This window comes from Stenotrophomonas cyclobalanopsidis (assembly GCF_008710035.1).
GTDB lineage: Bacteria > Pseudomonadota > Gammaproteobacteria > Xanthomonadales > Xanthomonadaceae > Stenotrophomonas > Stenotrophomonas cyclobalanopsidis.
Window position 1 is genome coordinate 136900 of sequence record NZ_VYKI01000001.1, and the last position, 26710, is coordinate 163609.

Below are 26710 nucleotides of genomic sequence, written 5' to 3' on the forward strand. Positions count from 1 at the left end.
GTCCGAGTTCCCATGCTGAAACCCCGCGCGTCACGCGAGACGTGGTTGTTCGTAGTGATGGCCTTGCTGGTGCTGGGTGCGGGGCTCGGACTGCGCGACCCTTGGCCGTCCGACGAGCCGCGTTTCGCCCTGGTCGCCAAGCAGATGGTGGACAGCGGCCAGTGGCTGTTCCCGCATCGGGGGCTGGAGCTGTATTCGGACAAGCCGCCCATGCTGATGTGGTGGCAGGCCACCCTGTACAGCGTGATCGGCAACTGGCGGGTGGCCTTCCTGCTGCCCTCGCTGATCGCCGCGCTGGGCACGCTCTGGTGCGTGGTCGACCTGGGCCGGCGGCTGTGGACGCGCCGGGTCGGCCTGTATGCCGGCTGGGCGCTGCTGTTCGCGCTGCAGTTCACCTTCCAGGCCAAGAAGGCGCAGATCGACCCGCTGGTGGTGCTGTTCGTCACCCTGGCCAACTACGGGCTGCTGCGGCACCTGTTGCTGGGGCCGGCGTGGCGCTGGTGGTGGGCCGGCTGGTTCTTCGCCGGTATCGGGGTCATCACCAAGGGCGTGGGCGTGCTCGCGCTGCTGATGATCCTGCCGGCGGCGATCGCCTCGGCGCTGCACTGGCCGCGGGTGCGCCTGCATGCGCGTGACCTGCGTTTCTGGCTGGCGCCGCTGGCCTTCGTGCTGGCCGTCGCGCTGTGGCTGGTGCCGATGGTGATGACCGCGCTGGCGACGAAATCGGGCGAGTACCAGGCTTACCTCGACGACATCCTGTTCCGGCAGACGGCCAAGCGCTACGTGCAGTCGTGGGACCACCACCAGCCATGGTGGTACTTCCTGGGCACGATGCCATCGATGTGGATTCCGGCATTCCTGGCCCTGCCGTGGGCGATCCCGGCGTGGCGTCGGCGGCTGCGTCGGCGTGATCCGCGCTACCTGCTGCCGCTGGCCTGGTGGCTGCTGATCGTGTTGTTCTTCTCCCTTCCGCACGGCAAGCGCGATGTCTACATCCTGCCGTCGCTGCCGATGTTCTGCCTGGCCCTGGCGCCGCTGATCCCGGGCCTGCTGCGCCGGCGCGATGTGCAGTGGGTGCTGGGTGGGTTCACCCTGCTGCTGTCGCTGGGGACGCTGGCTGCCGGTGCGTCTGCCCTGCTCGGCAATCCCGGTTTCGAGGCGCGGCTGGTACTGGAGCGCGGGCTGGACCCGGGCGCGATGGACGCGATGGCCTGGTCGGCGCTGGCCATGGGCGGCGCGGGCGTGGCCGGACTGCTGCTGTTCGGCCCGACGCGGCGGCACGTGGCGCTGGTGGCGATGCTGACCGTGGTCTGGGTGCTGTACAGCCTGGTCGGCTACCCGGTATTGAACGATTCCAGTTCGGCCCGGGGCCTGATGCGCTCGGTCGATGCGCGCCTGGGGGCCGATGCCGAGCTGGGCCTGGTGGCCTGGAAGGAGCAGAACCTGCTGATGGCCGGGCGCCCGGCGGCGACCTTCGGCTTCAACGTGCCCTGGCATCAGCAGCTGCAGGCCGGGGTGCAGTGGCAGCAGCTGTCGCCGGAGCGGCGCTGGCTGCTGGTTCAGCAGGACGTGCTGCTGGGCTGCGTGGACCGCAATGGCGCGGTGTTGGCCGGTGTCGCCAACCGTCGCCGTTGGTGGTTGGTGCCGGCATCGGCGGTACACGGACCCTGCGTGCCCAGCGAAGCCGAACTGAAACGTGAACGGCGGTTGCAGAGGAACGAGCAATAACGTGGCCGGCGACTTGTCCAGACTGCCCAAGCGTGCACAAAGCCAGTAAAACATCAGGCGGGCGGCTTGCCACACGGCTGCCGTTTTCTTCCGCATCACCGCAGCGATCATGCCCGACGTGCCAGTTTCACCGGACAACCTGAGCCCCACCCGCGCCGAACCGCTGCCCGTGCCTGACGGCGGTCGCCTTGGCGCTGCGCACTGGATCGCACAGATCGGCCTGTTCTGCATGCCGGCACTGGTACTGACCGTATCGGTGAACCTGTTGCCGTATGCGCTGACCCTGCTGGTCAGCACCCTGCTGGCGCCGGAGCTGCTGTGGCGCGCGCGGGGCATGGGCGGCACGCCGGTGCGCGCGCTGACCTGGATGATGCTGGCGGCGGTGGCGCTGGGCCTGGTCTCGGTGCTGCTGTTCGAGCAGGGCCTGCGCGATGTCGACAACCGTTCGCGGTTCCTGGTCATCCCATGGATCGCACTGTGGGTCTGCGCGCTGCGGCCGGACATGCGCTGGCTCTGGCGCGGCGCGCTGGTGGGCCTGCTGGGCAGCTTCGTGCTGTCACTGCTGCAGGTACTGCAGGGCGCGCCGCGTGCCGAACTGAACACCAATGCCATCGTCCTGGCCGACATCGTGGTCATGCTGATGGTGCTGCTGGTGTTCTGCCGCCCGTCGCGGCGCTGGTCGCTGGTCATCGTCGGCATGGCCGCCGGCTGCGGCACCATCGTGCTGACCGGCAGCCGAGGCGTGTTCGCCGCCCTGCTGGCGCTGCTGGTGGTGCTGGCGCTGAGCCTGCGCTGGCGCACCGGCGTGGCCCGCCTGTCGGTGCTGGCCGGCATGCTGGCCATCGGCGCCACCCTGCTGCTGTCGGTGCCCGAACTGCGCCACCAGATACGCCTGACCGAACTGCACAGCGACGTGCAGAAGCTGGAACAGGGCGACGTCGATTCTTCCGCTGGTGCGCGCGTCGAGCGTATGCAGGTGGCCTGGCAGACCTTCCTCGACCATCCACTGACCGGTGTTGGTATCGGCCACTTCGACAGCGCCATGCAGCGCGTGCCGGTGTGCCGCGACGATCCCGCCGAAGTGCGTTGCCACCTGGGCCATGCGCACAACGACGTGGCCGAATGGGCCGCTACCCAGGGCGTGCCGGGCGTGTTGATGCTGATTGCCGTGTATGGCGTGCCGCTGTGGGTGTTCGTCCACCTGCACCGGCGCAGTGGACGCGTCACCTTCCGCGGGCCGGCGGCGGCGGGGGTGATGATCGTCGTCGCCTACGTGCTGTGCGGCCTGACCCAGTCGATGTTCGCCCACCAGATGACGGCCAGCTTCTACGTGACCATCGTCGCCCTGCTGACCGGCCTGTCACTGCTGGAAGGCGCCCGCCATCGGGCGAAGGCCTGACACCCGGCCGCCGGGCATGGCCCGGCGCTACCGGTGGGTGCGTGGATTTACCGGTGGGTGCCGACCGTTGGTCGGTACGGATGCCGGATCAATCGCTGGGCGGGTCGGCCACGGCCTGGCCGTTGCCCAGCATCCACAACATGATGGTCTTCTGCCGCACGTAGTTGGCACGCACGTAGGCATACACCAGGCCGTGCCAGCCATCGCGGAACCCGCCGCGGAACACGAAGCCGCGCCAGAACCGCCAGGCCGGCGCCAGCACCAGCTTGCCCAGGGTGGCCCGCTTGCCGCGTGCGAACTCGTGCTCGGCCATCATCCGCGCGTACTTCTCGGTCTTGGCCAGCTGCTGCTGCAGGGAGCGGTAGGGGTAGTGGATGAGATCACCGCGCAGGGTGCCGACGCTGCCATCGACGCTGGCCGCTTCGTGGATCTCGCGCTTGCCGCGCCAGCCGCCCTGGCGGCGGTCGAACAGCCGCATCACCCGGTCCGGGTAGGCGTTGCCGTGGCGCAGGAACCTGCCGAAGTACTCCGAGAGGCGGGCGAAACGGTAGCCGGCGTGGCCGCTGAAGCCGCCGTCGCGGGCCTGCTCGATGGCCGTGCGCAGCTCGGGGCTGATGCGTTCGTCGGCGTCCAGGCACAGCACCCAGTCGTAGCGGGCCTGCTCGACGCAGTACGCCTTCTGGGTGCGGAAACCATCGAACGGACGCTGCAGCACACGGGCACCGGCGGCCTCGGCGATGGCCACGGTGGCATCGGTGGACTGCGAGTCCACCACCACGATTTCATCGCAGAAAGCCAGCGAGGCCAGGCAGTCGCCGATGCGCCCGGCCTCGTTGAACGCGATAATGCACGCCGAGATGCGAGGCCGTTCGATGGGAGCGGTCGTGGAGGACATGATGGCCGGGTACCTGTTGTTTGCGACGGAGCGCTATGCGCTGCCTATTCTCGCCCCGTTGGCGCAGGCCTTGCACGCGTCCGGGCAGGAGGTGGCCGCCTGGTTCGAGGGCGGTGCGGCCGGCAGCAGCCTGCCGGGGGTGCCCGACATCGGCCTGAAGCAGGCCCTGGCGATGCGCCCGCGCGCGGTGTTCAGCGCCGCCAACTGGGTGCCGACCTTCCTCTCCGGGGCCAAGGTGCAGCTGTTCCATGGCTTCAACGTGGAGAAGCGCGACAGCGCGCGTGGCCACTTCCGGGTGCGCGGCATGTTCGACCTGTACTGCACGCAGGGGCCGGCCACCACCGCACCGTTCCGGCAGATCGCCGAGCAGCAGGGCCACTTCGCGGTGGCCGAGACCGGCTGGCCGAAGCTGGACCCGCTGTTCCGCGACGATGGTGGCGAGAGTGCCGCGCTGCGTGCACCGGCCGGTGGGCGTCCGGTCATCCTGTTCGGCTCGACGTTCACCGAGCGCCTGAGCGCGGCCCCGCACCTGCTGGAGCCGATCGCCGCTGACATCGCTGCCGGTGAGCGCTACTGGCTGCTGACCCTGCACCCCAAGTGCCCGCCGGAATTGTTCGAGCGCTACCGCGCGCTGGCCGGTGCCAACGCGCGCTTCATCGAGCCGGAGCAGGTAATGGCCGCGCAGCGTGCGGCTGACGTACTGGTGTCGGACACCTCGTCGATCGTTTCGGAGTTCATCGTCCAGCACAAGCCGGTGGTGACCTTCCGCAATCGCGTGCCGAAGCCGCACATGATCGACTTCGACGAGGCCACGCAGCTGCCGGCGATGCTGCAGCGCGCGCTGCACCCGGAGCCCGCGCTGCAGGCGGAGATCGTGCGTTATGCCGATGCCATCCACCCGTTCCGCGATGGCCGCTCCAGCGAGCGGGTGATCGCTGCGACCGAGGATTTCCTGTCCGGTGAGATGGGCGTGCTGCGCCGCAAGCCGTTCGGCAGTTGGGTGCGGGATCTGCAGATCCGCAAGGACCTGGGGTATTGGGGTCCGTCGCAGCGGTGATGGGTAGAGTCGACCGTTGGTCGACTGCTCTCCATGAATTGTCCGGAACCGCGCGCTGCGCGCGATAGTCGACCAACGGTCGACTCTACCGGCGGGTGTCCATGTACCCCGCCATCACCAGCGCAGCTTGCGCCGCGCCAGCGCCAGCGCCAGCTGCTCCATCACCTGCTGGGCCTGCGCCCGTGGCAGATAGTTCAGCGCCAGCGCCACGTCGCCGTGCGCACCGGCGGTATCCAGCTGCAGGCTGGCGGTGCCCAGCAGCTTGTCCAGCGGTGAACGCTGCAGGCGCAGACCCTGCAGCTTGTCCAGTTCGGCCCAGCGCCACCAGCGCTTCCACCAGCCACCGCGCACGGCCACGAACTGGCCATCCAGGTGCCAGCCCATGCGCGCCATCTGCCGGTGCGCCACCAGCAGCGCCACCGGCAGCCAGCCCAGCACCAGCAGGCCCCACGGGCCCCAGCGCCAGTAGGCGCCCGCTGCCAGCAGCGGCACCAGCACCAGGCTGCCCAGGCTCAGCCGCCACCAGCCGCGTTGCGGTATTGCATGCCACTGCGCCGGCGGCCACTGCAGCTGTGGCAGCAGGTGCTTGACCAGCCCTTCGCAGGTGGCGGCCGGGGCCAGCGGCGCCAGTTCGCGCAGGGCGCGATCATCATCACGCGAGGGGCCACCCGCGGCGCTGTCGATGCGCAGCTGGCGCAGCCCGAACCAGCGCTGCAGCGTGCCTTCGCGCAGGGTCCAGGCTTGGATACGGCGGCGTGCCACGCTGCTGCGGGTGCGGCTGAGCAGACCAGTGGAGACCGTCAGCCGGCGCTCGCGCTCGCTCAGGGTGAAGCCGTGGTAGCGCATCACGGTCAGCACCACCGACAGCACGCGCAGGCCCAGCCAGCCCAGCAGCAGGGTCGCCACCACCAGCAGCAGGGTGCCGGTCAGGCCCGGGTGCAGGTGGCTGACGTAACCGAAGGCCTGGCGTCCGCCGCGCTGGATGGCATCGTCCATCACCGGCCGCGGCACGGTCTGGAACAGCACGCCGAAGGCGGCCACGGCCAGCGCCCAGCCGCGGTTGGACAGCAGGCCCATGCGCACCACGTCCCACGCCGACAGGCGCAGCAGCACCTGCTCGTCGTCGTCGCTGGCGATGTCCTGCGGCGCATCGCCGGCAATCGCCTGCGGTGCCTGTCCGCGCTGGCGCACCAGCCGTTCCAGCGCCAACGACTGGTCCAGCTTCAGCACGCGCATCTCCGCTTCCGGGCGCACGCCACCGGCCGACTCCAGGCGCAGCTCGGCCACCCCGAACAGGCGGTGCAATGGGTTCTGCCGCACTTCCACGTTGTGGATGCGGGCGAAGGGGATCTCGCGGCGGTTGCGCGACAGCAGGCCGCTGCGCACGGTGATCGCGTCGCTGCCGATGCGGTAGCGGTAGCTCAGGTACTGCAGCACCGACACCAGTACCAGCGCGGCGATGGCCGACAGCGGGATCAGCTGCGCCCACATCGGGTCGCGGTCGCCGCGCTGGCCGAACACCAGCAGCGCCACCAGCGGCAGCAGGTAGTGGCGCAGCTGCATCAGCAGCGCGAACAGCCACGACCACGGGTGCAGGCGATGCTCTTGGCCGTCGTCGGGCAGCGACGGCGGCAGGGGTGGCGGCAGGGTCACAGGGCGTCCGCGTCCTGGTCGAGCTGGTGGGCAAGGGTGTCGCGCAGGCGCTCGGCGTCGGCCTCGTCCAGGCCGCTGACGGTCACCGCGCTCAGGCGCGTGCCGGCGGTGTGCACGATCAGCGTGGCCAGACCCGCGCGGCGTTCCAGCGGGCCGCGGCGCAGGTCCAGGTGCTGTACGCGGGAGATGGGGATGCGGGTTTCCAGCTGCCACATCAGGTCGCGGCGCAGGCCCAGCCCCTGTGCGTCCAGCCGCCAGCGGGTGCGGGTCAGGCGCCGATGGCCGAGCCAGGCGCCGAACACCAGGCCGATCAGCAGGCCGACCGCTGCGCCCCACAGGCCGCCGGGCAGATCGAGGAACCACCAAGCCACGGCCAGTGGCGCGCCGGGGACGAACAGGCCGCCGAGCGCGCCTTCCAGCGCGGCCATGCGTGCAGCACGGCGGGGCAGCGGTTGCCAGTGGTCCAGGTGGTCCAGGTGGTCCAGGTGCGGCGATGCAGGCGAAGGCAGTTCGGTCACGCGGGCGTCCGTCGGGCAGCAGGGCAGGGCGGTGGCGGCCGCAGCCGCCCCGCGCAGACGGTAGCAGGTCGGCCGCGTTACTGGGCGGCCTGGATCAGCGCGTCGACATCGAGCATGTGGCCGGCGCGGTCGGCCTTGGTGCGCAGGTAGTGCTCGTTCTCGGCGGTGATCTCGCCGGTGACCGGAATGCAGTCCAGCACTTCGATGCCGGCGTTGCGCAGGCGCTGTGCCTTGGTCGGGTTGTTGCTGAGCAGGGCCACGCGCGAAATACCCAGGCCGCGCAGCATCGCCACCGCACTGCCGTAGCGGCGCTCGTCGGCACCGAAGCCAAGCTGTGCATCGGCGTCGATGGTGTCCAGGCCGTCGTGCTGGTAGCCATAGGCGCGCATCTTCGCGGCGATGCCGGTGCCGCGCCCTTCCTGGTCCAGGTACAGCAGCACGCCGCCGCCCAGTTCCTTCAGCTTGCGCAGGCCGCGCCGCAGCTGGTCGCCGCAGTCGCACTTGAGCGAACCGAACAGGTCACCGGTCAGGCAGGAGGAATGCACGCGCACCGGCACCACGGCCGACAGGTCCGGCTCACCGACGATGATCGCGACCTGGTCGCGCTGCGCCACGCCGCCGCGGAACACCGCGAAGGTGGTCATGCCGACCTCGCGCAGCGGCACCGGCGAACGCGCCACCAGTTCGTAATCATGGGCGGCGTGGGCCGCGCCTTCGGCCAGGTCGCACAGGGCCACCTCGGCCGCACCGTCGAAGGTGTGGTCATCGGCGTCCAGGCGCACGGCCACCATTGCCGGCAGCAGCAGGCCCAGGCGGGCCAGCTCCACCGCGCCGGCATCGAAGGCGTCGCCGGCGCTCCAGCCCTCCGGCATCGGGCCCGGCTCGCGCAGGTAGCCCAGCGAGGGCAGGGCATCGAAGGCCACGCCAGCCAGCGGCAGGCGCGCGCCGTCGGCCGCCTCCACGCCGAGTACGCGGGCGCGGGTGGCGGTCAGGAACAGGTAATGGCGCTCGCGCGCGGCGCTGGCGAAGGCAGCGAAGCTGCTGGCCGTGGCGCTGTCCAGCGCGATCACCGCCAGGCGCTGGCCCTGGCCGTCGTGCAGCAGGACCGGGCGACCGGCACGCAGCTCGGCCACCGCGCGTTCGCAGCGGATCGCGGCGGGATCGCCGAACAGGGAAGAAGCAGGCATGGCAGGACCGGGGGGGGCGGACATCGCAGTCTCTATGGGGGCGCCAGCGTCGTATTCAACGTAGTGCGGCAGCCGGTCGCAGGCGAGCTGCCGCCGTCCTCAGTGCGGATGTTCTTCGGTGGCGTACGGGTCATCTTCGCCGCTGCCCGGCGGGCGCAGCGTGTAGCGCTTGTAGGTCCACTGATACTGGGTGGGGTCGCGGCGGGCGATGCGCTCGATGCCGGCGTTGAGCGCGGTGGCGGCGACCTGCGGGTCCGGGTCGGCCACGGCCGGGTCGGTCGGCTCGATGTGCAGGGCGAATTCCATGTCCGGTCCGATGCGCTCGCACCAGCCGTACAGCACGATGGCGCCGGTGCGCTCGGCCAGGCGGTTGACCAGGGTCATGGTCAGCGCCTGCACGCCGAAGAACGGCACGAACACGCCGTCGCCGGCCTTGGGCTGCTGGTCGGGCAGGATGCCGGTGGCACCGCCGTCCTTGAGTACCTTGAACAGCTGGCGCACGGCCGGGCCTTCGGCGCGTACCTGCTGCACGTTCTGGCCGCCCCGCACCAGCTGCAGGAAGGCGTCGCCGGCCTCGTCCTCCGGCGGCTTGTAGACGATGGCGATCTGCCCGCGCGAGGCCAGCCACTGGTTCAGCAGCTCCCAGTTGCCGAAGTGCGGGGCGGCTACGATCACGCCCTTGCCGCTGGCCAGGGCCGCCTCGTACAGGGCCGCGCCGTGCTGTTCCTTCAGGTGCAGGCGCAGGTTGTGGGCCGGCGTCCGGCTCCACAGGCGCAGGGTTTCGATGGCCTGCAGCGCGGTCGAGCGCAGCAGTTCGCGGTGCAGGCGGTCGCGCGCGGCGCCGGTGATGTCCGGGTAGGCCAGTTCCAGGTTGCGCCGGGTCACCCGGCTCTCGCGGGCGTTCAGGCGGATCCAGGCCCAGGCCACGGCGTGCGCGAACCCCCGCAGCAGCGGCCAGGGCAGGCGGGCGAACAAGGTGGTGGCGCGATGGACCAGCCGGGCTTTGCGTTGCGGATTCATTGGCCCCAGTTTAGCCAAGGGCGCTGCTATCGTGGCCGGCCCCGTTATCTGGAGCCCCCGATGCTCGTCCTGATCCAGCGTGTCACCCAGGCCGCCGTGCATGTGCAGGGCGAGGCGGTCGGGCAGATCGGCCCGGGCCTGCTGGCCCTGGTGGGCATGGAGCCGGGCGATACCGAGGCGCAGCTGACGCGGATGGCCGAACGGCTGCTTGGCTACCGTGTATTCGCAGATGAGGCGGGGAAAATGAACCGTTCGCTGCGCGATACCGGGGGCGGGCTCCTGCTGGTAAGCCAGTTCACCCTGGCCGCCGATACCCGCTCGGGCATGCGCCCCAGCTTCACCAGCGCCGCCCCGCCGGACGAGGCTGAACGCGGGTTCAACCGATTTGTCGGGATCTGCCGTGAAAATCACGCCCCGGGGGTGGAAACGGGCCAGTTTGGTGCCCATATGGTCGTCAGCCTGGTCAACGATGGTCCCGTGACCTTCCTCCTCAGGCCCTAGGCCGCCGGGACCACCGCCCGGCAGGCCGGGCCCCGGGCTGGTATAATGCTACGTTCCCTATTTCTCCCCAGCCGGTGGCGCGAGCACTACATGGCCAACGAACGTCCTGCCCAATCCGAAATCAAGCAACTGATCAGCAAGGGCCTGGAACAGGGCTACCTGACCTACGCCGAAGTCAATGACCATCTGCCGGACGACATGGTCGACCCGGAACAGATCGAAGACATCATCGGCATGATCAACGGCATGGGCATTGATGTCCATGAAGTTGCGCCGGATGTGGAAACCCTGCTTCTCAACGACGGCAACACGGGCAACCGTGAGGTCGACGACACCGCGGCCGAAGAAGCCGCCGCAGCGCTCAGCGCGCTGGACACCGAAGGTGGCCGCACCACCGACCCGGTGCGCATGTACATGCGCGAAATGGGCACCGTCGAGCTGCTGACCCGCGAAGGCGAAATCGCCATCGCCAAGCGCATCGAGGAAGGCCTTTCGCAGGTGCAGGCCGCCCTGGGCCAGTTCCCGGTCTCGGTCGAATCGCTGCTGTCCGACTACGACGCCCACAAGGAAGGCAAGAAGCGCCTTGCCGAAGTGATCGTCGGCTTCAACGACCTTTCCGACGAAGTGCCGGCGCCCGCCGCCGCCGTGTCCGACGACAGCGACGACAGCAATGACGACGCCGACGAGGACGAGGACGATGACGTCGACGGCGCCGATGAAGAAGCCGCACCGACCGGTCCGGACCCGGAGGAAGTCGCCGCACGCATGCAGGCGCTGACCGACGCGTTCAATGCCTTCAAGAAGGCCGCCGCCAAGGGCGACAAGAAGAACCTGCCGAAGCTCCGCGAGGAGATGTCGGCGGTGTTCGTCACCCTGAAGCTGCCGCTGCCGCTGACCGACGTGCTGACCAAGCAGCTGCGCGACACCATGGCCGACATCAAGTCGCACGAGCGCCGCGTGCTGAACCTGGCCACCGTCACCGCCCGCATGCCGCGCAAGGACTTCATCCGTTCCTGGGAAGGCAACCAGACCAACCTGGAATGGGTGGAAGACGCACTGAAGCGCAAGCAGAAGTGGTCCTCGGCGCTGCGTGAGGTGAAGGACCAGATCGTGTCCGAGCAGCAGGCCACCATCGACATCGAAAAGCTGACCCTGCTGGACCTGGACGAGCTGAAGGAAATCAGCCGCGCCATGGCCTACGGCGAAGCCAAGGCCCGCAAGGCCAAGAAGGAAATGGTCGAGGCCAACCTGCGCCTGGTCATCTCCATCGCCAAGAAGTACACCAACCGCGGCCTGCAGTTCCTCGACCTGATCCAGGAAGGCAACATCGGCCTGATGAAGGCCGTCGACAAGTTCGAATACCGCCGCGGTTACAAGTTCTCGACCTACGCCACGTGGTGGATCCGCCAGGCGATCACCCGCTCGATTGCCGACCAGGCACGCACCATCCGTATTCCGGTGCACATGATCGAGACGATCAACAAGTTGAACCGCATTTCCCGCCAGATGCTCCAGCAGTACGGCCGCGAGGCTACGCCGGAGGAGCTGGCCAAGGAAATGGACATGCCGGAAGACAAGATCCGCAAGGTGATGAAGATCGCCAAGGAGCCGATCTCGATGGAAACCCCGATCGGCGACGACGAGGATTCCCATCTGGGCGACTTCATCGAGGACACCAACGTGGAGTCCCCGATCGAGAACACCACCAACATCAACCTGTCTGAAACCGTGCGCGACGTGCTGGCCGGCCTCACCCCGAGGGAAGCCAAGGTGCTGCGCATGCGCTTCGGCATCGACATGAACACCGACCACACGCTGGAAGAGGTCGGCAAGCAGTTCGACGTGACCCGCGAGCGCATCCGCCAGATCGAAGCGAAGGCCCTGCGCAAGCTGCGTCACCCGAGCCGCTCGGAGCAGCTGCGCAGCTTCCTGGATATCGACTGATACCCGGCGAATGCTGATGAGTTAAGAGAAACCCCGCTTCGGCGGGGTTTTTCTTTGGTAGCGCCGGGCCATGCCCGGCGGGATGTATGCAGTATTCGTAATTTTTACGTAACACTATTTCTGGCGTGTGCTGGGGCTGGTTTCTAAAAAACCTATTTAAAACAGTAGTTTTAAAGTTCAACGCCGCTTGCAAGTCGCATCCTTTTGCGCTAAATACGTAACACTATTCGTCTCCAAGCCCCGCCCATGGCCCGCCTCGCGCTCCTGCACCCCCAGGACCTGATCGCCCAGCTTCCCCCCGGCCAGCCGCAGCCGGCGGCCGCGCTGGCCGAGCGCCTGGGCGTAAACCGCATGACCCTCAGCCGCCTGGTCGCGGCCAGTGGCGATCAGGTCGTGCGCCTGGGCCAGACGCGCGCCACCGCCTATGCCCTGCGCCAGCCCTCACGCGTGGGCAGCGAATGGCCGCTGTACCGCCTGCGCGAAGACGCCACGCTGGAAGAGCTGGGCCGGCTGATCGCGCTCAGTGGCGACACCTTCCACGTGGACGCCAGCCGCGCGCGGCCCAACCTGCTGCGCGCACCGGAGGGCGACATTGCCGCCTTCTTCCCGGGCCTGCCGTGGTACCTCGATGACCTGCGCCCGCAGGGCTTCCTCGGCCGCAGCTTCGCGCATGGCCGCGCGCGGGGCCTGCGACTGCCCTTGGATCTGGCCCGCTGGCAGCGCGACGACGTGCTGGTGGCGCTGGTGCATGGCGGTGGGACCGAGACCGGCGACCTGCTGCTGGGCGGCCAGGCCGTACAGGCGGCCCTGGCCGCGCTGGATGCACCGCCTGACCGCGTGGCTGCCCGCGACCGGCCGCAGCAGTACCCGCAACGCGCGCGTGCCGCGCTGGCCGGTGAAGACGTGGGCTCTTCGCCCGGGGGCGAGCAGCCCAAGTTCACCGCCACGGTGGAAAGCGAAGGCGGCCGTCGCGCGGTGATCGTGAAGTTTGCCCAGCCTGATGGCGGCGAGGCCGCGCAGCGCTGGGCCGATCTGCTGGTGTGCGAACACCTGGCGCTGGAAACCCTGCGCGCCGCTGGCGTGGATGCCGCCAGCAGTGAGTTGCTGCAGACGCCCACGCATACCTTCCTGGAAGTGACACGCTTCGACCGCAGCGCCGATGTGCTGGGGCGCCGGGGCTTTGTGTCGCTGCTGTCGCTGTCGGCTGCGTTTGCGGGTGAGGCGACTGCGGAGTGGCCGCGTGCGGGTGCGCTGCTGCAGGCGCTGGGCTGGCTATCTGCCGAAACCGTGCAGGCGATTGCGCGGCTGCATGCGTTTGGCCGCTTGATCGGCAACAGCGACATGCACCAAGGCAACATTGGTTTCCACTTCGTTGATTGCGGCGTGCTTCCGTTGGCGCCGGCCTACGACATGTTGCCGATGTCCTTGGCGCCGTCGCGGCTGGGTGTGCTGCGGCAGGATGTGGTGCTGGAGGCTGTGGCGCCGCGTGAGAGCGGGGAACTGGAGCATCTGCGCTGGGCGGCGCCGCTGGCGAGCGAGTTCTGGGAGCGCGTTGCGGGGGATGCGCGGGTGGGGTCGGATGGATTGCGTGCGCTGGCGGCGGCGAATGCCGAGCGGGTGAGGGCGATGGGGGTGCGGTTTGGGTGAATTCGGATGACGCATCTCCCCGCGTTACCAATGATTGAATCGCTCTTGGTGCCTCGGCGCTGCGCCCTGTGACGTACTTGGCTTTGAGGATTGTTGGAATCTGATCGCAGAATTTTCCTGCGCGCAGCGCTCACTCATTCGAATTCCCAATCCGTTCAATGCGTTGGCTCTTCCGAAAGCTGCATGCACTCCAGAGCGTGTCGCAATCAGCAATTGAGCTCTCTACCTTCTTTTCCACACAGTCCTTCGCAGGTGCTCAACACACCTTCGTAGGCGGACTGTCTGACGCAACAGCAGGCAGTCCAAGGTCAAGCCGTATCACTCGCCATCCCGGTGAGCTCCAAGGTTTCTGGCCGGGTGGCGCGCAGCCATACAAGACTCCGCAAGGGGGAAAGCTGCGGGCGGCCCTACGACCGTGTTGAAGCGCCCGGTCGCCTCTCTCAACAGGAGGCGGAAGAGGTTCGACGAATCGTAGGAGAGCGAAGATGGGACTGAAAGCGAGAGCTGGTGCAGCTTCCGATGAAAGGGAGCGGTTGGGAGACTGTGACTTCGTGCCGCTGATGGACTGGGATGAGGTGCTGCAGGATGAGCGCGAGGATAGGCTGGGGTTTGCCCGGCGTACGACGTATGCGTTGCTGACGCTTCCGGGCTCGGGACTGGTTGAGGGCTTTGGTGGTAGCAATCAGCCAGGGCTTGAAGGGGCCCGGAGGACGGTGGCCTTGTTCCAGGCGCATCTGCGGCAGATGCAGCACTTCGCGGAGATTGCCGAAGTGCGGCTGGAGCAGGTGGCCAAGGCGCTGGCAGTGATGCCTGAGTAGCCGGGCGGGGGCGCGCTCCACTACACTGTGGTGCTGCGCAGGGCCTATAGCTCAACGGTTAGAGCAGGGGACTCATAATCCCTTGGTTCCAGGTTCGAATCCTGGTGGGCCCACCAGCTTCGCCCGAAACTCGAGCAATTGGATTGTGGACAAGGACGGCAAGGAAACCGCCGGCGGTCCCCTTGTAACGGTCAATTCGTAACGGCTCTTAGCGGCCATACGCATGTCAGGGAGGGGAAATGGGCAATTCCGATTGGCTAGCCGCTCAGGCCGAGCTCGAGAAGAACAGCCGGCTCTATGGCGGGAAACCGCCGCGCGGCTCGGTTTGGCGTGCACTGCTAGCTGCATTGGCCTGGTCCATTGGCTCTATTGTTGCCCTATCTGCGGCTCTCGGCTTGGCCGGCTTCCTTCTGGCTCGGTATGGCTCTGATGAGTACGTGCTGGTCTGCGAAGGGACAGTCTCCACAGAGGGGCGGGGGGGAGTGCCCGCGACCATGTACGCCGAGATGCGTGAGTTTGGGCAGATCATCCGGCTATGGAGCAAGGATGCGGGAACAGTGAGGATGGAGATTCCCAATGACTTTTACGATGCTGGCCAGCTTCACTCTGCCGACAGTCTTACGTCCATTTCCACTTACACGGGGCTCTCTGGCCACTTTTCGGTCCTGAGCGGCGCTTTGGCCATGCGTATGGGGAAAGGTCGTGAGTTCCAGGGGCAGTGTGTGCGCCGTAACCAACCCGTCAGCTAGACCGCTGAGCGGCACTGCCCGTCGAGTATTGGGAGCTAACAGAGACGGCTTGGCTCTTTCTTTTGCAGCCTAGACGGCGTCATCCTCTCCCGCGCTCGATGGTCGTGCGCCAGAGTCAGAGTGGTTGCTCCGCGCGTCAATGCCATCAAGTGCTGTAAGCCAACAGCGAGTGAGTGCAGGCGATCAAGTCCCTGCCGTGGAGGCAGGCGCTGGTGCAGGACCTTGGAGACATCTAGTGGTCCTTGTAGTGGTCCTTGGCAGCCGATCCGGCCGTGCTCCGCCGAACCGTTTGGGCAAGCAGGCCCCGTTCTATGAGCATCGGCTAGCAGCGTAGGCGCGGTTACTTGGGAAGTCTCAGCATGTGCAAATGGATTTGGTTAGCATTAATGCTAACTGAGGCGATTGCCGTATTCAAAGACTTGGCTTAACGTTCAGGCTTGCGCACTTGTTCAGACACCGGATGTCTCGATGGCCGTACCAAGTTGGAATGCTGCGGGTATTCTTCCTCCCATCGACCTGAATGACCCCGTCTCCCGCCTGAGGTCTCCGTATCTTGTCAGCGTGTTGGATTTTGTAGCTGGACTAGCTACCACCGATGAACGGCGAGTCATCGCCGATGGTCTTCTTAGGTATCGGGCAGGTCTTCACGGCTTGGGATTTGTAGATGGGTTCCAATGGGTGAATGGAAGCTTCTGCACGGATGTGGAAACTCTTGAAGGGCGTCCGCCAGGTGATATTGACGTGGTCACATTCCTCCATGCACCAGTGGATATGGATCGCGCTGCGGTGGTGGCGCATAACCCTCATTTCTTCGTTAGTCCCTTGGCGAAGGAGAAGTTCCACTGCGATGCATACGTGGTGGACTTTGGCAGTAATCCGGAATCAGTGGCCAACCTAGCGGCCTACTGGTCTAGCGTATGGGGTCACACGCGAGCTGGGATCTGGAAGGGGTTTCTGCAGATCCCGTTGAATCCGGAGTTCGACGAGCGCGCGTCAAACCTGCTGAACGGCATTGAGGTGGCCGCGTGAGATCTTTTGAGCGGGCTTCAGTAAACAGCGAGATTGCAGAGGTCAATAGGCTTTTGCGGTCTATCGGTCAGGATGATGTCTTTTCGAGAGTAGGACTAGAACATCGGTTGCGGGAGCTCCACCAGAGGCTCGATGAAGATCCGGGTAATCACTTCCAATCACGGCTGACCTTTAAGGGGGCGCCCGTTGTCGGCAGCTACGGCATTTCAGTGTCTTTTGGTGCTAAGGCAATGTCGGCATTCTCTGATGCCGTCTCTGCGGTTGGGGCTTCCCTTCGCGGAATTCTGGCTGATCATGGCCCGCTTCCTGATCGCCCCGACTTTGAAATGTTGATCACGGGTATTGCCGTTGGTTCTTTCGGATTCGAGTTGGAGGGGCGCAACCGAGAGCTAGTTGAGGGGGGCACCGTGCAAGAAGCGGTAGATCGTGCACAGCTCTTGCTCGAGGCTTCGTCACTGGAAGCAGATGATGCGCTGGCAGAAGCGGTTGTTGACCTTGATCGTCGTGCGATCGCCAAGGTGCGTGGGTTCGCCGAAGTGCTCATGCAAAGTGGGGCACTCTGCACCCTTGCAACGAAGGAGAAGACGTTCAGCTTTAGCAATCTTCAACAAGTTGCCAGGAGCATTGAGCGGTTGGAGGACGACAACATAGTTGAGCACGAAGATGCTGTTGAAGGTTTGCTCATTGGTGTACTTCCAGTTACACGCACATTTGAGGTCCGGCTGCTTGGCGGCGAAGTCATTCGCGGGAAGGTGGATCGTTCAGTGGGGGAGCTTGATACCCTGCACGAGAACGGTCACCGGCGCTGCAGAGTGCGGGTGCGTACCACTCAGGTGGGTGGTGGCAGACCAAAGTACCTGTTCATCGGGCGACCGGAGTTCATTGGTGCGATGGGACTCTTGGACGATGAGTAGCCGACAACGAATCCTAGCTGCGTTGGGTTAACGGTCGGGAGCTGACAGCGTAGGGAGAATCCCGAGCGTCAGTAGGTGCTTGCCCGATAGTGCGGATCCGCCCGCGCGGGCCATCTTGACCATGCCAAATCCGGCCCAGCATCTCTGCAAGGCGATCATCGGCCGAAACTTGAGGAGTGGTTAGGCAAGAGGGGTAGGGGCGGCGAGAGAGACGGAACTTCCAATCTGGGCTGAGCCCGCCACTCTTTGAGGCCGTTAGGGTGAAGGAGAGATTGCGCATTGCGCTCGCGCCCAGCGAATCCCTCGTGCGCTCAGTCCGTCGCGCGCGATGCCAATCGACGGAATTCATCCATCTGCGCTTGGGCGTTGAACCATGCCTTCGGAAACACTTCGAACATGACGTCCGAATGGTAGAGAAGCATCACTTCCTCGTTCTCCCGCAGCTTGGTGTAATCCGACCACCGCCGTTTGGCCTGCACATGCTCGGACGCAACGCTGAGCCACTCTTCGTCCCAGCTGTAGGTGTAGTGAGCGTGCAGATTCGCCTGCTGACGATGGATCTTGGCCACCTGTCGGGGTAGCGCCAGCCTGGACTGGGCGAGCGCACCAATCGCGCCGCCGACGCCCCCGCAGACCAGGATAAGGCCGGGGAACTGATGGCCTACGGCGAGCGCGACAACGCCGATCACCGCACATCCCAGCAGGACCGATACGAGCACCTTCACCGCCTTCCGCCGATGCAGGCGAAGTGCGTGGAGGTGCTGTTCTTGAGTAAGTGTTCCGGAGATCATCAGCCTTGGCCTGTGTGAACGCACTGAAATGAGACGTTCCTGAAAACCGCTACTTCCCTGTGGCAACACCGCTGCCTTGACGTGGTAGCAGGACGGGTTCGATTGTGCCATCGCGCTGAGCTGCCGAAAATGAAACTATTCAAAAAAGAAGGTTGGAACCCTTAAAGAAAATCGGTTCTTTCCGGTCGGAATTGATATGGAATCTACCCTCAGTCCGCGATGTTGACGCCTTTGCCCCAGTTCTGGACTGATCGTGCCATCCAGCGAGCAAGTTTTCTGAATGGATTGGTTCGAGATAGTTGGGGCTGGACAGCATGACAGCACGTTTGGAAAGGGCGAGACGCACTTTCAGTGCAGCTCCGCGGCTTACGGCACCAACGTCCAGTCACGCAAATGGACGTTGGAACAGCGGCCGAAGCTGATAGGTTAGACGTATGGAATTTCTAATCTTTATAGCTCTCTGTCTAATTGTCGTGATGGCGATTTTCTTCGGCTTCGCCTCTGTCTTTGCTGTGGTCTCTTGCATTTTTGAGGTTCTTGCGCCAGCGCCAGTTGAGTGCTCTCGCTCTTGTCGATGTTCCTGCTCGTGCCGCTTGAACGGAGAACGGTCCGATGATGCTGATCAGTGATGGGACCAGAGCGGTGACAGATAGCCAACAGTTGGAAGTGATGATGGATGTGCAGATTGGGGTGCTCAAGTTTTGACTCTGCTGATGCCTGTCGAGAAATGCTTTCATGGCGCATCGGCGTCGAGAGAGTTGAAGGTCCGGAGTATCCATTCCCGGCACCGGTAAAGAAAACTTGACACCCAGCCCGCCGCAGTGGACCTTTCCCCGCATGACTATCGATATTGAATCGCTCAGCCTTCGGGAGCTGGGCGCACTGGTGGCTGCCGCCGAACAGCGCAAAGCCCTCATCACCACCCGCCGCCCGGCCGCCGCCGTGCGCCGCCTGCTGAAAGCCGCTGCCGCCGAAGCCGGTTACACCATCGAAGAACTCTTCGGTGATGAAGCCACAGAAACCACCGCACCCGCTCGCAAACCCGCCCGCCGCAAGTCCGGCAAGGTCGCCGCCAAATACCGTGATCCGGAATACAAGCGCCTGACCTGGACCGGCCGTGGCCGCATGCCGCGTTGGCTGGCACACAAGGTGTCCATGGGCCACAAGGTCACCGATTTCCTGATTCCGGGCCTTGCCAGGCCGACCGCCGGCAAGACCAGCAGCATCGGCAAGCGCACCGTCATCAAGAAAGCCTGAGGTCTGCGTCCCACTCCCGCGCATGGGGTGGGGCTGCGTTCGCATTCCGCATCTGAATCGATCTAATATGCTCCCATCTATCCAGCACGGGAGCGCACGGCATGGCGTTGGGCAAGTGGATGATGGTCGCCTGCATGACAGCGGCACTGGCAACGGGCGCGCAGGCCGCGCCGCCGGCCCCCTCGGGTAATCCGATCCTGAAGGGTTGGTACGCCGACCCGGAAGCCGCGGTATTCGCCAACCGCTACTGGATATTCCCGACGACTTCAGCGGATTACGATGCGCAGATCACTTTCGACGCGTTCTCGTCGTCCGATCTGGTGCATTGGACCAAGCATGCCGACGTCCTGAACGCCAGGAACGTGCCCTGGGCCAAGCGCGCGATGTGGGCGCCGTCGGTGGTGGAAAACAAGGGCAGGTACTACTTCTTCTTCGCCGCCAACGACATCAAGACCGATAGCGAACTGGGTGGCATCGGCGTGGCCGTGGCCGATCGTCCGGAAGGGCCGTACAAGGACCTGCTCGGCAAGCCGCTGGTGGGCGCTTTCCATAATGGCGCGCAGCCCATCGACCAGTTCGTGTTCAAGGATGACGACGGCGCCTGGTACATGATCTATGGCGGCTGGAAGCACGCGAACATCGTGCGCCTGAAGGATGATTTCACCGGCGTGCTGCCGCTGGCCGATGGTTCGCTGTTCAGGGAAATCACGCCGGCGCCGGAATACGTGGAGGGCCCGCTGATGTTCAAGCGCGGTGGCCGCTATTACTTCATGTGGTCCGAGGGCGGCTGGGGTGGCCCGGACTACTCGGTGGCCTATGCCATTGCCGATGCACCCACAGGGCCGTTCAAGCGTGTCGGCAAAGTGCTGCAGCAGGACGCGTCCATTGCCACCAGCGCGGGCCACAACTCGGTCATCCAGGTGCCGGGTACCGACCGCTGGTACATCGTTTATCACCGCCGCCCTCTGGGTGACAGCGCCCGCGACCACCGCGTGACCGCCATCGAGCGCATGGAGTTCGATGCGCAGGGCCACATCCTGCCGGTGAAGATCACCCATGAAGGCGTGGCGGCTGATCCGCTGCGCTGAGGCAGGCGGTTCGGTGGGCTGCCCCCAGCCTGACCCTTGACCGGAACCGGTGCTGCTATTGGATACTCCAGGCACGCTCCGCCGAGGTCTCGGAACCATGAAACACCGTCGTCCCGCCTTTGTGCCGCTTCCTCCTCCCCGCGAGGATGAAGAATCGTATCTTGCGTTCGCGTGGTTCCGGGAGGAAGAGTACGCCATCTTCAAGGCGCTTCTGCCCGAGCGTGACTGGCACGATACGTTTGCCGAGTGGGAGAAAGATATTGAGCGCCACGTGTGGCTCGCCAGAGTGAGTGGCGTCGGCACTGTCCGGGTGACAGTAGCGGTGGCCGATTTTGTGGAATGGTGCTTGGCAAACGATCTGCCCTTCGAGTCGTCTTCGCTGTCGAAATTCGCGTCAGCGCATGGCGCATCGCCGTACTGATGAGGGGATGCCAAGATGTTCTTTTCGCGTGAACCACATGCAAGGAGGCGTGAACAGTCATGCTCTGTTTGTAGCCGTGATTTCCGCATAAAACAGCACTCACCCGCACCGCACATGCATTGCTCCACTCTGGTCCTGCAGGCAACGGAAACACCGCTGCCCTCATCCCGCAGACCCGATCAAGGAGAAACACCATGAGCACCCAGTCCACCATCGAACATCGCCTCAACGACCTGATCGAGATCGCCCGCGACGGCAAGTCGTTCTATGAAGAAGCCGCCACCAAGGTGAAGGACACCGAGCTGTCCGCTCTGTTCGTGCGCATCGCCGGCGTCAAGGCGCGCATCGTTTCCTCGCTGAGCAGCGCCGTCGTCGCCACCGGCGGCAAGCCAGCCGAGCACGGCACCATGGTCGGCTCGATGCAGCAGTTCTACGGCAAGGTGCGCGCCGCCTTCGGTGACACCAACTATGGCTACGTGGCCGAGCTGGAAGAATCCGAGGACCGCCTGCTGGCCGCGTTCAAGGATGTGCTGAACGACAACGACCTGCCGCCGGCCGTGCGCCAGGAAGTGACCGCGTGGCTGCCGGAAGTGCAGGACTGCCATCGCGTGATGCGCGACCGCAAGCATGCAATGAAGGCAGCCTGATCCTCGGCTTCGGCCGAGTGAGTGTGGCACCGCAGGGCCCCGCCATTGGCGGGGCCTTGTCGTTATCAGCCTGGGGGATGGTCAGCCCTGCTGCCGATACGGCGACGCCGGTGCAGCCGGTGCCTTCGGTTCTTCCTGCATCTGTTGCTGCTGGCGCTGCGCATTGGCATGCCGCGCATGTCCGCCCTCACGGCCGATCGTGGCCATGTGCTGGCGGTTGCGGCTGATTGACTCGCCGCCCTTGCGGCCGGCGACGCGTGCTTCGGCGGAATTGAATTCATGCGCGTTGCCCGATGCGTGGGCCGCGCGGCCGCCTTTGGCGGCGATGGCGCGCTGCTTGTCTTCAGCCATCGAGGCAAAGCCACGATTCTGAGTGCCGTGGGGTGCGTTGGGCATGCTGTGTCTCCTGTGCGGAAGGGACGCCGCCAGCTTCGACGACCGGTCCCATGCTGCACCGAGCACGGTAATGGCAGGTGCATGTGCGCAGCGCGGCTTTCACGTCGGCCATGCACGCGCTTGACGCTCTGCTATCACGGCAACCAGGTGAACGGGGTGTTGCCGTGCCGGTGCGCGAGCCTAGAATCGAGTCACCCCGGTAGCTCCCGGGCGCTGTCGAGCGAATGGATTCAATGAAGATCCTGTTGACCGGAAGTTCCGGGCGGATCGGGCGCGCGATCTTCGGTGCGCTGGCCGCCGAGCATGAGGTGGTGGGGTTGGACCGCATGCCTTTCAACACCACCCGCATCATTGCCGATATTACCGACCGCCAGGCGCTGGAGCGCGCCGTGCAGGGTGTGGACGCGGTGATCCACACCGCAGCGCTTCACGCGCCGCATGTCGGCCTGGTGCCTGATCCGGTGTTCGAGCAGATCAACGTCGACGCCACCGGCCAGCTGCTGCTACTGGCCCGGCAGGCCGGCGCGTGCCGCTTCGTGCTGACCAGCACCACGGCGCTGTACGGCCATGCGGTGGTGGCCGGTGGCTGCCGCTGGATCGACGAAACGACCGACCCGCTGCCACGCACCATCTACCACCGCACCAAGCTGCAGGCCGAGGCACTGGCCGAGCAGGCGGCGGGGCAGGGCTTCGAAGTGCGCGTGCTGCGCATGGCGCGCTGCTTCCCCGAGTCACCCGAGCGCATGGCCATGTTCCGCCTGCACCGTGGCATCGACGCGCGCGATGTGGCCAGTGCCCACGCGGCGCTGCTGATGGATGAGGGTGGGCCGTTCCAGCGCTACATCGCCTGCGCGGCCAGTCCATTCCAGCGCAGTGACTGCCTGGAACTGGCCGCCAACCCGCGCCAGGTGCTGGCCCGCCGGGTACCGCAGCTGCTGGCCGAGTTCGACCGCCGCGGCTGGCCACTGCCGCTCAGCATCGACCGTGTCTACGACAGCAGCCGGCTGCGCCAGGCGCTGGGCTGGCAACCGCGCTTCGGCCCGGAGGGCGTGCTGCAGCAATATGCCGCAGGCAGCATCGAAGTACTGCCGCGCATGCAGTGGGTGGGCGACCGCGTAGCGGAGTAGAGTCGAGCTTGCTCGACTGCACTGTGCATCAGTCGAGCAAGCTCGACGCTACGCGGCGGAACCTCGAGCAGGGTCGACGCTACGGCTGAGCGCGTTCAGGTTCCCTCAGGCGGTTTTCCTCAATCCGGCCCACCTGCGGCCGCTAAACCGGTGCGTGCCTTGCCACCGTGGGTTTCGATCCGCAGCGGGCAGGCGGCCGCGCGAGGGATCGCGCATCTGCGCGGTGCCGTCGTGGTGCCGGTTGTCCTGAATTGCCTGCGGAACCATCCATGCCTGCCTCCCGCTCTGCCGCTGCCCGTCGCCCGGGCAGCATCGCCCACAAGCTGATGCTGGGTACTGCTTCGATCGCGCTGCTCTGCTTCGGCATCACCGCCTTCCTCATCTACCGCCAGGCCAGTGCCAGCCTGGTCAATGCCTCGCGCCAGACCATGGCCAGTGAAGCCGTGGCCGAAGCGCGCAAGGTGTCTGCCGATCTGGGCACGGCCTTCGCCAGCAACGACGCGATGGTGGAAACCGTGCTGGCCCAGCGTGCCCGCGGCGATGCCCCGGACCGCGCCGCACTGGCCGCGGTCATTGGCCAGCAGCTGCAGGCGCACCCGGAATGGGTGGGCAAGAGCACCATGTGGGAAGCCGACGCCTTCGACGGCAAGGATGCGGACTTCGTGGACAGCGAAGCGCACGATGCCACCGGCCGTTACATGAGCTACTGGGCCTGGCAGGACGGCAAGCCGCAGCAGTCGACGATGACCGACTACACCGACAATGCATCGGGTTCAGGTGACTGGTACATGGGCCCGAGCCGCGACAAGCTGCCCAAGGTCAGCGAGCCCTATTCCTATGCCATTGGTGGGCAGCAGGTGCTGATGAGCACGCTGAGCACGCCGATCGTGGAAAACGGCACCTTCCTCGGCGTGTTCACCGTCGATTTCTCGCTGGCGGCACTGCAGAAGCACCTGGCCACGCTGACCCCGATGGGGGCCGGCCGGGTCGAACTGCTTTCGCCCAAGGGCGTGGTGCTGGCGTCGGCCAATGCCGCCGAGATCGGCAAGCCGCGTACCGGCGCGGAAACCCAGCAGATGCTGGCGCAGATTGCCCAGGGCAAGACCTTCGAGGCGTTCAAGCCGGATGCCGAAGGCAACGTGCGCCTGTACGTGCCGATGCAGGTCGGCGATGCCCCGCAGCACTTCGCGTTGGGCGTGGTGGTGCCGCACGCGGTGATCGTCGCCGAAGCCCGGCAGCTGCTGTGGCTGACCCTGCTGGTCGGGGTGATTGCCGCGCTCACCCTCAGCGCCGGCGTCTACGTGCTGCTGCGTCGCCTGGCCATCCGCCCGCTGGCGCAGGCCGTGCGCATCGCCGGTGACGTGGCGGCCGGCAAGCTGGACACCGCGCTGCCGCCGCGCGGCAACGATGAAGTGGGTCGCCTGCTGGAGGCGATGCAGGGCATGCGCGGCACGCTGCAGGCGGTGATGGCGGCGCAGGCGGACATGGCGCAGCGCCATGACGAAGGCCAGATCAGCTACCGCATGGATGCCAGCGCCTTCCCGGGCGAGTACGGCCGCATGGTGGCCGACAGCAACCAGCTGGTGGCGTCGAGCAACGCGGTCACCCAGCGCCTGGTGGAGGTGATGCAGCGCTACGCGGTGGGCGACCTCAGCGTGGACATGGAGGCTCTGCCTGGCGAGAAGGCAGTGTTCACCGCGGCCATGGCTACCACCAAGGCCAACCTGGGTTCGATCAACGAGCAGATCCAGCAGCTGGCCGCCGCTGCGGCCGCGGGTGACTTCGCGGTGCGCGGCGACGCGGAGCGCTTCGAGCACGACTTCCGCCGCATGGTCGAAACGCTCAACACCATGATGCAGGTGAGCGACCACAACCTGGCCGCGCTCTCCACGCTGCTGCGCGCGATTGCCGCCGGTGACCTCAGCACGCGCATGCACGGTGATTTCCACGGCGTGTTCGCGGTGATGCGCGACGATGCCAACAGCACGGTGCAGCAGCTGACCCAGATCGTCGGCCAGATCCAGCAGTCGGCGGCGAGCATCCGCCTGGCGGCCGGCGAGATCGCCTCCGGCAACAGCGACCTGTCACGCCGCACCGAACAGCAGGCGGCCAACTTGGAAGAGACGGCGGCATCGATGGAGGAACTGACCTCCACCGTGCGCCAGAACGCCGAGCATGCACAGCAGGCCAACAGCCTGGCGGCATCGGCGGCCGGTGTGGCCAGCGAAGGCGGGCAGGTGGTCGGCCAGGTGGTGCAGACCATGGAGCAGATCGAGAATTCCTCGCAGCGCATCGCCGAGATCATCTCGGTGATCGATGGCATCGCGTTCCAGACCAACATCCTGGCGCTGAACGCTGCGGTGGAAGCGGCGCGTGCCGGCGAGCAGGGCCGTGGTTTCGCGGTGGTGGCCAGCGAAGTGCGCGCGCTGGCGCAGCGCTCGGCGGGGGCGGCCAAGGAGATCAAGGGCCTGATCGACGCCTCGGTGGCCCAGGTCGGTGCCGGTGCGCAGCTGGTGCACGGTGCCGGCCGCACGATGCAGGAGATCGTCGGCCAGGTCGGCCGGGTGAACGACATCATGGCCGAGATCTCGGCCGCCTCGCGCGAACAATCGGCGGGCATCGAGCAGGTCAACCAGACCGTGGTGCAGATGGACGAGACCACCCAGCAGAACGCGGCTCTGGTGGAAGAAGCCACGGCGGCCGCACGGGCGATGGAAGACCAGGCCGAGCAGCTGGCCGTGGCGGTATCGCGCTTCCGCCTTCAGGCCGACGCCCCGGCGGCAGCGAAGCTGCGCGCGGCCTGATGCCGCAAACGACGACGCCCGGCCAGCGCCGGGCGTCGTCAATGCGGCCTGCCGGGCGGGGGCCCGGCGTTGGCAGCGGCTTAGAACATGCCTTCGAAGGGGTTCCAGCTGGCGCGGCCCTGCACCTTCTCCACGTAGTAGCTGTAGTTGGTGCTGGAGGCGACCAGGAAGTTCAGCGCGAAGAACAGGGCGCGGCCGACGATATCCGGCAGCATCAGGGTGATCACAGCCAGGGCGATGTTGATGCCGATGACGACCAGCGCCTTGCGCCACATGCCCAGGATCAGCAGGTAGATCGCGCCGAAGAACAGGGCGAAGAAATTGATGTTGATCTTCAGCCGGTCGCCGAAGGAAAGCGCCTTCCACGCCTGCTTGAAGCCCGGTTCCTTGGGCGCGCCGTGCTGCTGGAAGAAGTTGAAGCGGAACTGCCACTTGGGGCTGTACTGCGAAAGGTCGACTGCGTTCATGGATAACGACATCCGTGTAAGAAAACGTTTTCAATGATAACTGCGTCACATTCAGCCAGCCAGTCCGGACCGTCAGAAATGTGACGCTCGACCAGCCAGGGCCTTGCGCCTGTGCTTCACGCCGTCACCCGCCCTTCCTGCTTTTAGGATAGGGTGCGCAGTTCCGCTGCCGCTAGGGTCTGGCCTCGGCGCGTTGGCGGGATGTCCTCGGAGGTTGCATGACCACACCTGTTACACCGGAAAACGCACCCGGACCGGTGCTTCTGCCGACGCCCGAAGTGGTGCAGGCGCAACAACTGCTCGCCCGCCAGCAACTGGCGGTGGCGATCGACCGCGCGCGCGCGGCGGCGAACCGCGATGCCGCGGCGCCTGAGCCCCTGACCTGACGGGCGATCTTGAGGTGATAGGTGCCAACCTTGGTTGGCACGCTTTTGCGCGGGCGACTGACGGGACGCAGGATCCCGTATTTGAGATTAATTCTCATTTTGCACGATCCAGTTTCAGCCACCCTGTACGGGAGGGCGGCATGCCTGAGCCGGCCATCCCCTGCACTTTGCTGAATGGGGAGAATGCGTGCGCTGACCCTTCGCGTCCGGCTTACGTTTTCCCTCTTATGCTGGGCCGCATTTTCGATTCCGCCGCGTTGGAGATCG

The 26710-nt window shown here is 65.8% G+C and carries 25 protein-coding genes and 1 tRNA gene; 18 read left to right on the forward strand and 8 right to left on the reverse strand.

The features are described from left to right. The first annotated feature begins 12 nt into the window (after positions 1-12). Together FJU31_RS00505 and FJU31_RS00510 are read left to right on the forward strand one after the other, a co-directional pair. Positions 13-1728 (forward strand): ArnT family glycosyltransferase, encoded by a 1716-nt coding sequence (locus FJU31_RS00505; protein ID WP_150453043.1) that lies wholly within the window; start codon positions 13-15, stop codon positions 1726-1728. Between the two features lie 109 nt (positions 1729-1837). Beyond that, complete coding sequence (locus tag FJU31_RS00510; protein WP_150453044.1) at positions 1838-3127, forward strand: O-antigen ligase family protein; 1290 nt, start codon at positions 1838-1840, stop codon at positions 3125-3127. An 88-nt stretch (positions 3128-3215) separates the two neighbouring features. Here FJU31_RS00510 and FJU31_RS00515 read toward each other — a convergent pair whose 3' ends face one another. Beyond that, a complete protein-coding gene (locus FJU31_RS00515) occupies positions 3216-4022 on the reverse strand; it encodes a glycosyltransferase family 2 protein (RefSeq protein ID WP_150453045.1) in 807 nt (268 codons plus the stop codon). Between FJU31_RS00515 and FJU31_RS00520 the strand changes: the two genes are divergently transcribed. After that, positions 4021-5079, forward strand: a complete 1059-nt coding sequence (locus FJU31_RS00520) for a CDP-glycerol glycerophosphotransferase family protein (RefSeq protein ID WP_150453254.1) — start codon at positions 4021-4023, stop codon at positions 5077-5079. The genes FJU31_RS00515 and FJU31_RS00520 overlap by 2 nt on opposite strands. A gap of 114 nt (positions 5080-5193) precedes the next feature. Here FJU31_RS00520 and FJU31_RS00525 read toward each other — a convergent pair whose 3' ends face one another. The 4 genes from FJU31_RS00525 to FJU31_RS00540 form a co-directional block, all read right to left on the reverse strand. Then, on the reverse strand, positions 5194-6732 hold the full coding sequence (locus FJU31_RS00525; protein WP_150453046.1) for a PH domain-containing protein: 1539 nt from the start codon (positions 6730-6732) through the stop codon (positions 5194-5196). Next, positions 6729-7160, reverse strand: coding sequence for a PH domain-containing protein (locus FJU31_RS00530; protein WP_150453255.1), 432 nt, complete (start codon positions 7158-7160; stop codon positions 6729-6731). Before FJU31_RS00530 ends, FJU31_RS00525 begins: the two co-directional genes overlap by 4 nt. Positions 7161-7327: 167 nt before the next feature. After that, the gene (gene ribA / locus FJU31_RS00535) at positions 7328-8461 is read right to left on the reverse strand and encodes a GTP cyclohydrolase II RibA (protein WP_150453047.1); all 1134 of its coding nucleotides are present in this window, start codon (positions 8459-8461) and stop codon (positions 7328-7330) included. A gap of 75 nt (positions 8462-8536) precedes the next feature. Then, entirely contained in the window at positions 8537-9457 is a 921-nt protein-coding gene (locus tag FJU31_RS00540) for a lauroyl acyltransferase (RefSeq protein ID WP_150453048.1), read from the reverse strand. A gap of 60 nt (positions 9458-9517) precedes the next feature. On the opposite strand from FJU31_RS00540, the gene dtd reads away from it, so the two are divergent. The 8 genes from dtd (at position 9518) to FJU31_RS00580 (ending at position 17059) form a co-directional block, all read left to right on the forward strand. Further along, complete coding sequence (gene dtd, locus FJU31_RS00545; protein WP_150453049.1) at positions 9518-9958, forward strand: D-aminoacyl-tRNA deacylase; 441 nt, start codon at positions 9518-9520, stop codon at positions 9956-9958. Positions 9959-10048: 90 nt separating this feature from the next. Further along, positions 10049-11902 carry an RNA polymerase sigma factor RpoD gene (gene rpoD, locus FJU31_RS00550; RefSeq protein ID WP_150453050.1) on the forward strand — a complete coding sequence of 618 codons (1854 nt, stop codon included), beginning with the start codon at positions 10049-10051 and terminating at the stop codon, positions 11900-11902. Positions 11903-12148: 246 nt separating this feature from the next. Next, positions 12149-13549 carry a type II toxin-antitoxin system HipA family toxin YjjJ gene (yjjJ, locus tag FJU31_RS00555; protein ID WP_150453051.1) on the forward strand — a complete coding sequence of 467 codons (1401 nt, stop codon included), beginning with the start codon at positions 12149-12151 and terminating at the stop codon, positions 13547-13549. Positions 13550-14034: 485 nt separating this feature from the next. Continuing rightward, positions 14035-14367 carry a hypothetical protein gene (locus FJU31_RS00560; protein WP_150453052.1) on the forward strand — a complete coding sequence of 111 codons (333 nt, stop codon included), beginning with the start codon at positions 14035-14037 and terminating at the stop codon, positions 14365-14367. Positions 14368-14407: 40 nt separating this feature from the next. Continuing rightward, positions 14408-14483, forward strand: a tRNA-Ile gene (locus FJU31_RS00565). Positions 14484-14606: 123 nt separating this feature from the next. Further along, the gene (locus FJU31_RS00570) at positions 14607-15116 is read left to right on the forward strand and encodes a hypothetical protein (protein WP_150453053.1); all 510 of its coding nucleotides are present in this window, start codon (positions 14607-14609) and stop codon (positions 15114-15116) included. Between the two features lie 468 nt (positions 15117-15584). After that, positions 15585-16145, forward strand: a complete 561-nt coding sequence (locus tag FJU31_RS00575) for a DUF6932 family protein (RefSeq protein ID WP_150453054.1) — start codon at positions 15585-15587, stop codon at positions 16143-16145. Further along, positions 16142-17059 carry a hypothetical protein gene (locus tag FJU31_RS00580; RefSeq protein ID WP_150453055.1) on the forward strand — a complete coding sequence of 306 codons (918 nt, stop codon included), beginning with the start codon at positions 16142-16144 and terminating at the stop codon, positions 17057-17059. The genes FJU31_RS00575 and FJU31_RS00580 overlap by 4 nt, the downstream gene beginning before the upstream one ends. A 311-nt stretch (positions 17060-17370) precedes the next feature. On the opposite strand, the gene FJU31_RS00585 is transcribed toward FJU31_RS00580, so the two are convergent. Then, complete coding sequence (locus tag FJU31_RS00585) at positions 17371-17850, reverse strand: YcxB family protein (protein WP_188115423.1); 480 nt, start codon at positions 17848-17850, stop codon at positions 17371-17373. Positions 17851-18687: 837 nt separating this feature from the next. Between FJU31_RS00585 and FJU31_RS00590 the strand changes: the two genes are divergently transcribed. From FJU31_RS00590 to FJU31_RS00605, 4 genes are all read left to right on the forward strand, one after another. Further along, positions 18688-19107 (forward strand): H-NS histone family protein, encoded by a 420-nt coding sequence (locus FJU31_RS00590; RefSeq protein ID WP_150453057.1) that lies wholly within the window; start codon positions 18688-18690, stop codon positions 19105-19107. Positions 19108-19208: 101 nt separating this feature from the next. Further along, the gene (locus FJU31_RS00595) at positions 19209-20195 is read left to right on the forward strand and encodes a glycoside hydrolase family 43 protein (RefSeq protein ID WP_150453058.1); all 987 of its coding nucleotides are present in this window, start codon (positions 19209-19211) and stop codon (positions 20193-20195) included. A 97-nt stretch (positions 20196-20292) separates the two neighbouring features. Further along, the gene (locus FJU31_RS00600) at positions 20293-20616 is read left to right on the forward strand and encodes a hypothetical protein (protein ID WP_150453059.1); all 324 of its coding nucleotides are present in this window, start codon (positions 20293-20295) and stop codon (positions 20614-20616) included. Between the two features lie 194 nt (positions 20617-20810). Then, the gene (locus tag FJU31_RS00605) at positions 20811-21263 is read left to right on the forward strand and encodes a PA2169 family four-helix-bundle protein (RefSeq protein ID WP_150453060.1); all 453 of its coding nucleotides are present in this window, start codon (positions 20811-20813) and stop codon (positions 21261-21263) included. A gap of 81 nt (positions 21264-21344) precedes the next feature. Here the strand turns inward: FJU31_RS00605 and FJU31_RS00610 are convergent, their stop codons facing one another. Further along, positions 21345-21659 (reverse strand): KGG domain-containing protein, encoded by a 315-nt coding sequence (locus FJU31_RS00610; RefSeq protein ID WP_150453061.1) that lies wholly within the window; start codon positions 21657-21659, stop codon positions 21345-21347. A gap of 233 nt (positions 21660-21892) precedes the next feature. On the opposite strand from FJU31_RS00610, the gene FJU31_RS00615 reads away from it, so the two are divergent. Further along, the gene (locus FJU31_RS00615) at positions 21893-22786 is read left to right on the forward strand and encodes an NAD-dependent epimerase/dehydratase family protein (RefSeq protein ID WP_150453062.1); all 894 of its coding nucleotides are present in this window, start codon (positions 21893-21895) and stop codon (positions 22784-22786) included. A gap of 269 nt (positions 22787-23055) precedes the next feature. Next, positions 23056-25590 (forward strand): methyl-accepting chemotaxis protein, encoded by a 2535-nt coding sequence (locus FJU31_RS19540; protein WP_150453063.1) that lies wholly within the window; start codon positions 23056-23058, stop codon positions 25588-25590. Positions 25591-25670: 80 nt separating this feature from the next. Here the strand turns inward: FJU31_RS19540 and FJU31_RS00625 are convergent, their stop codons facing one another. Next, positions 25671-26057, reverse strand: coding sequence for a DUF2628 domain-containing protein (locus FJU31_RS00625; RefSeq protein ID WP_150453064.1), 387 nt, complete (start codon positions 26055-26057; stop codon positions 25671-25673). 218 nt (positions 26058-26275) lie between these two features. On the opposite strand from FJU31_RS00625, the gene FJU31_RS19230 reads away from it, so the two are divergent. Next, the gene (locus FJU31_RS19230; protein ID WP_188115424.1) at positions 26276-26443 is read left to right on the forward strand and encodes a hypothetical protein; all 168 of its coding nucleotides are present in this window, start codon (positions 26276-26278) and stop codon (positions 26441-26443) included. Positions 26444-26710 lie beyond the last annotated feature (267 nt).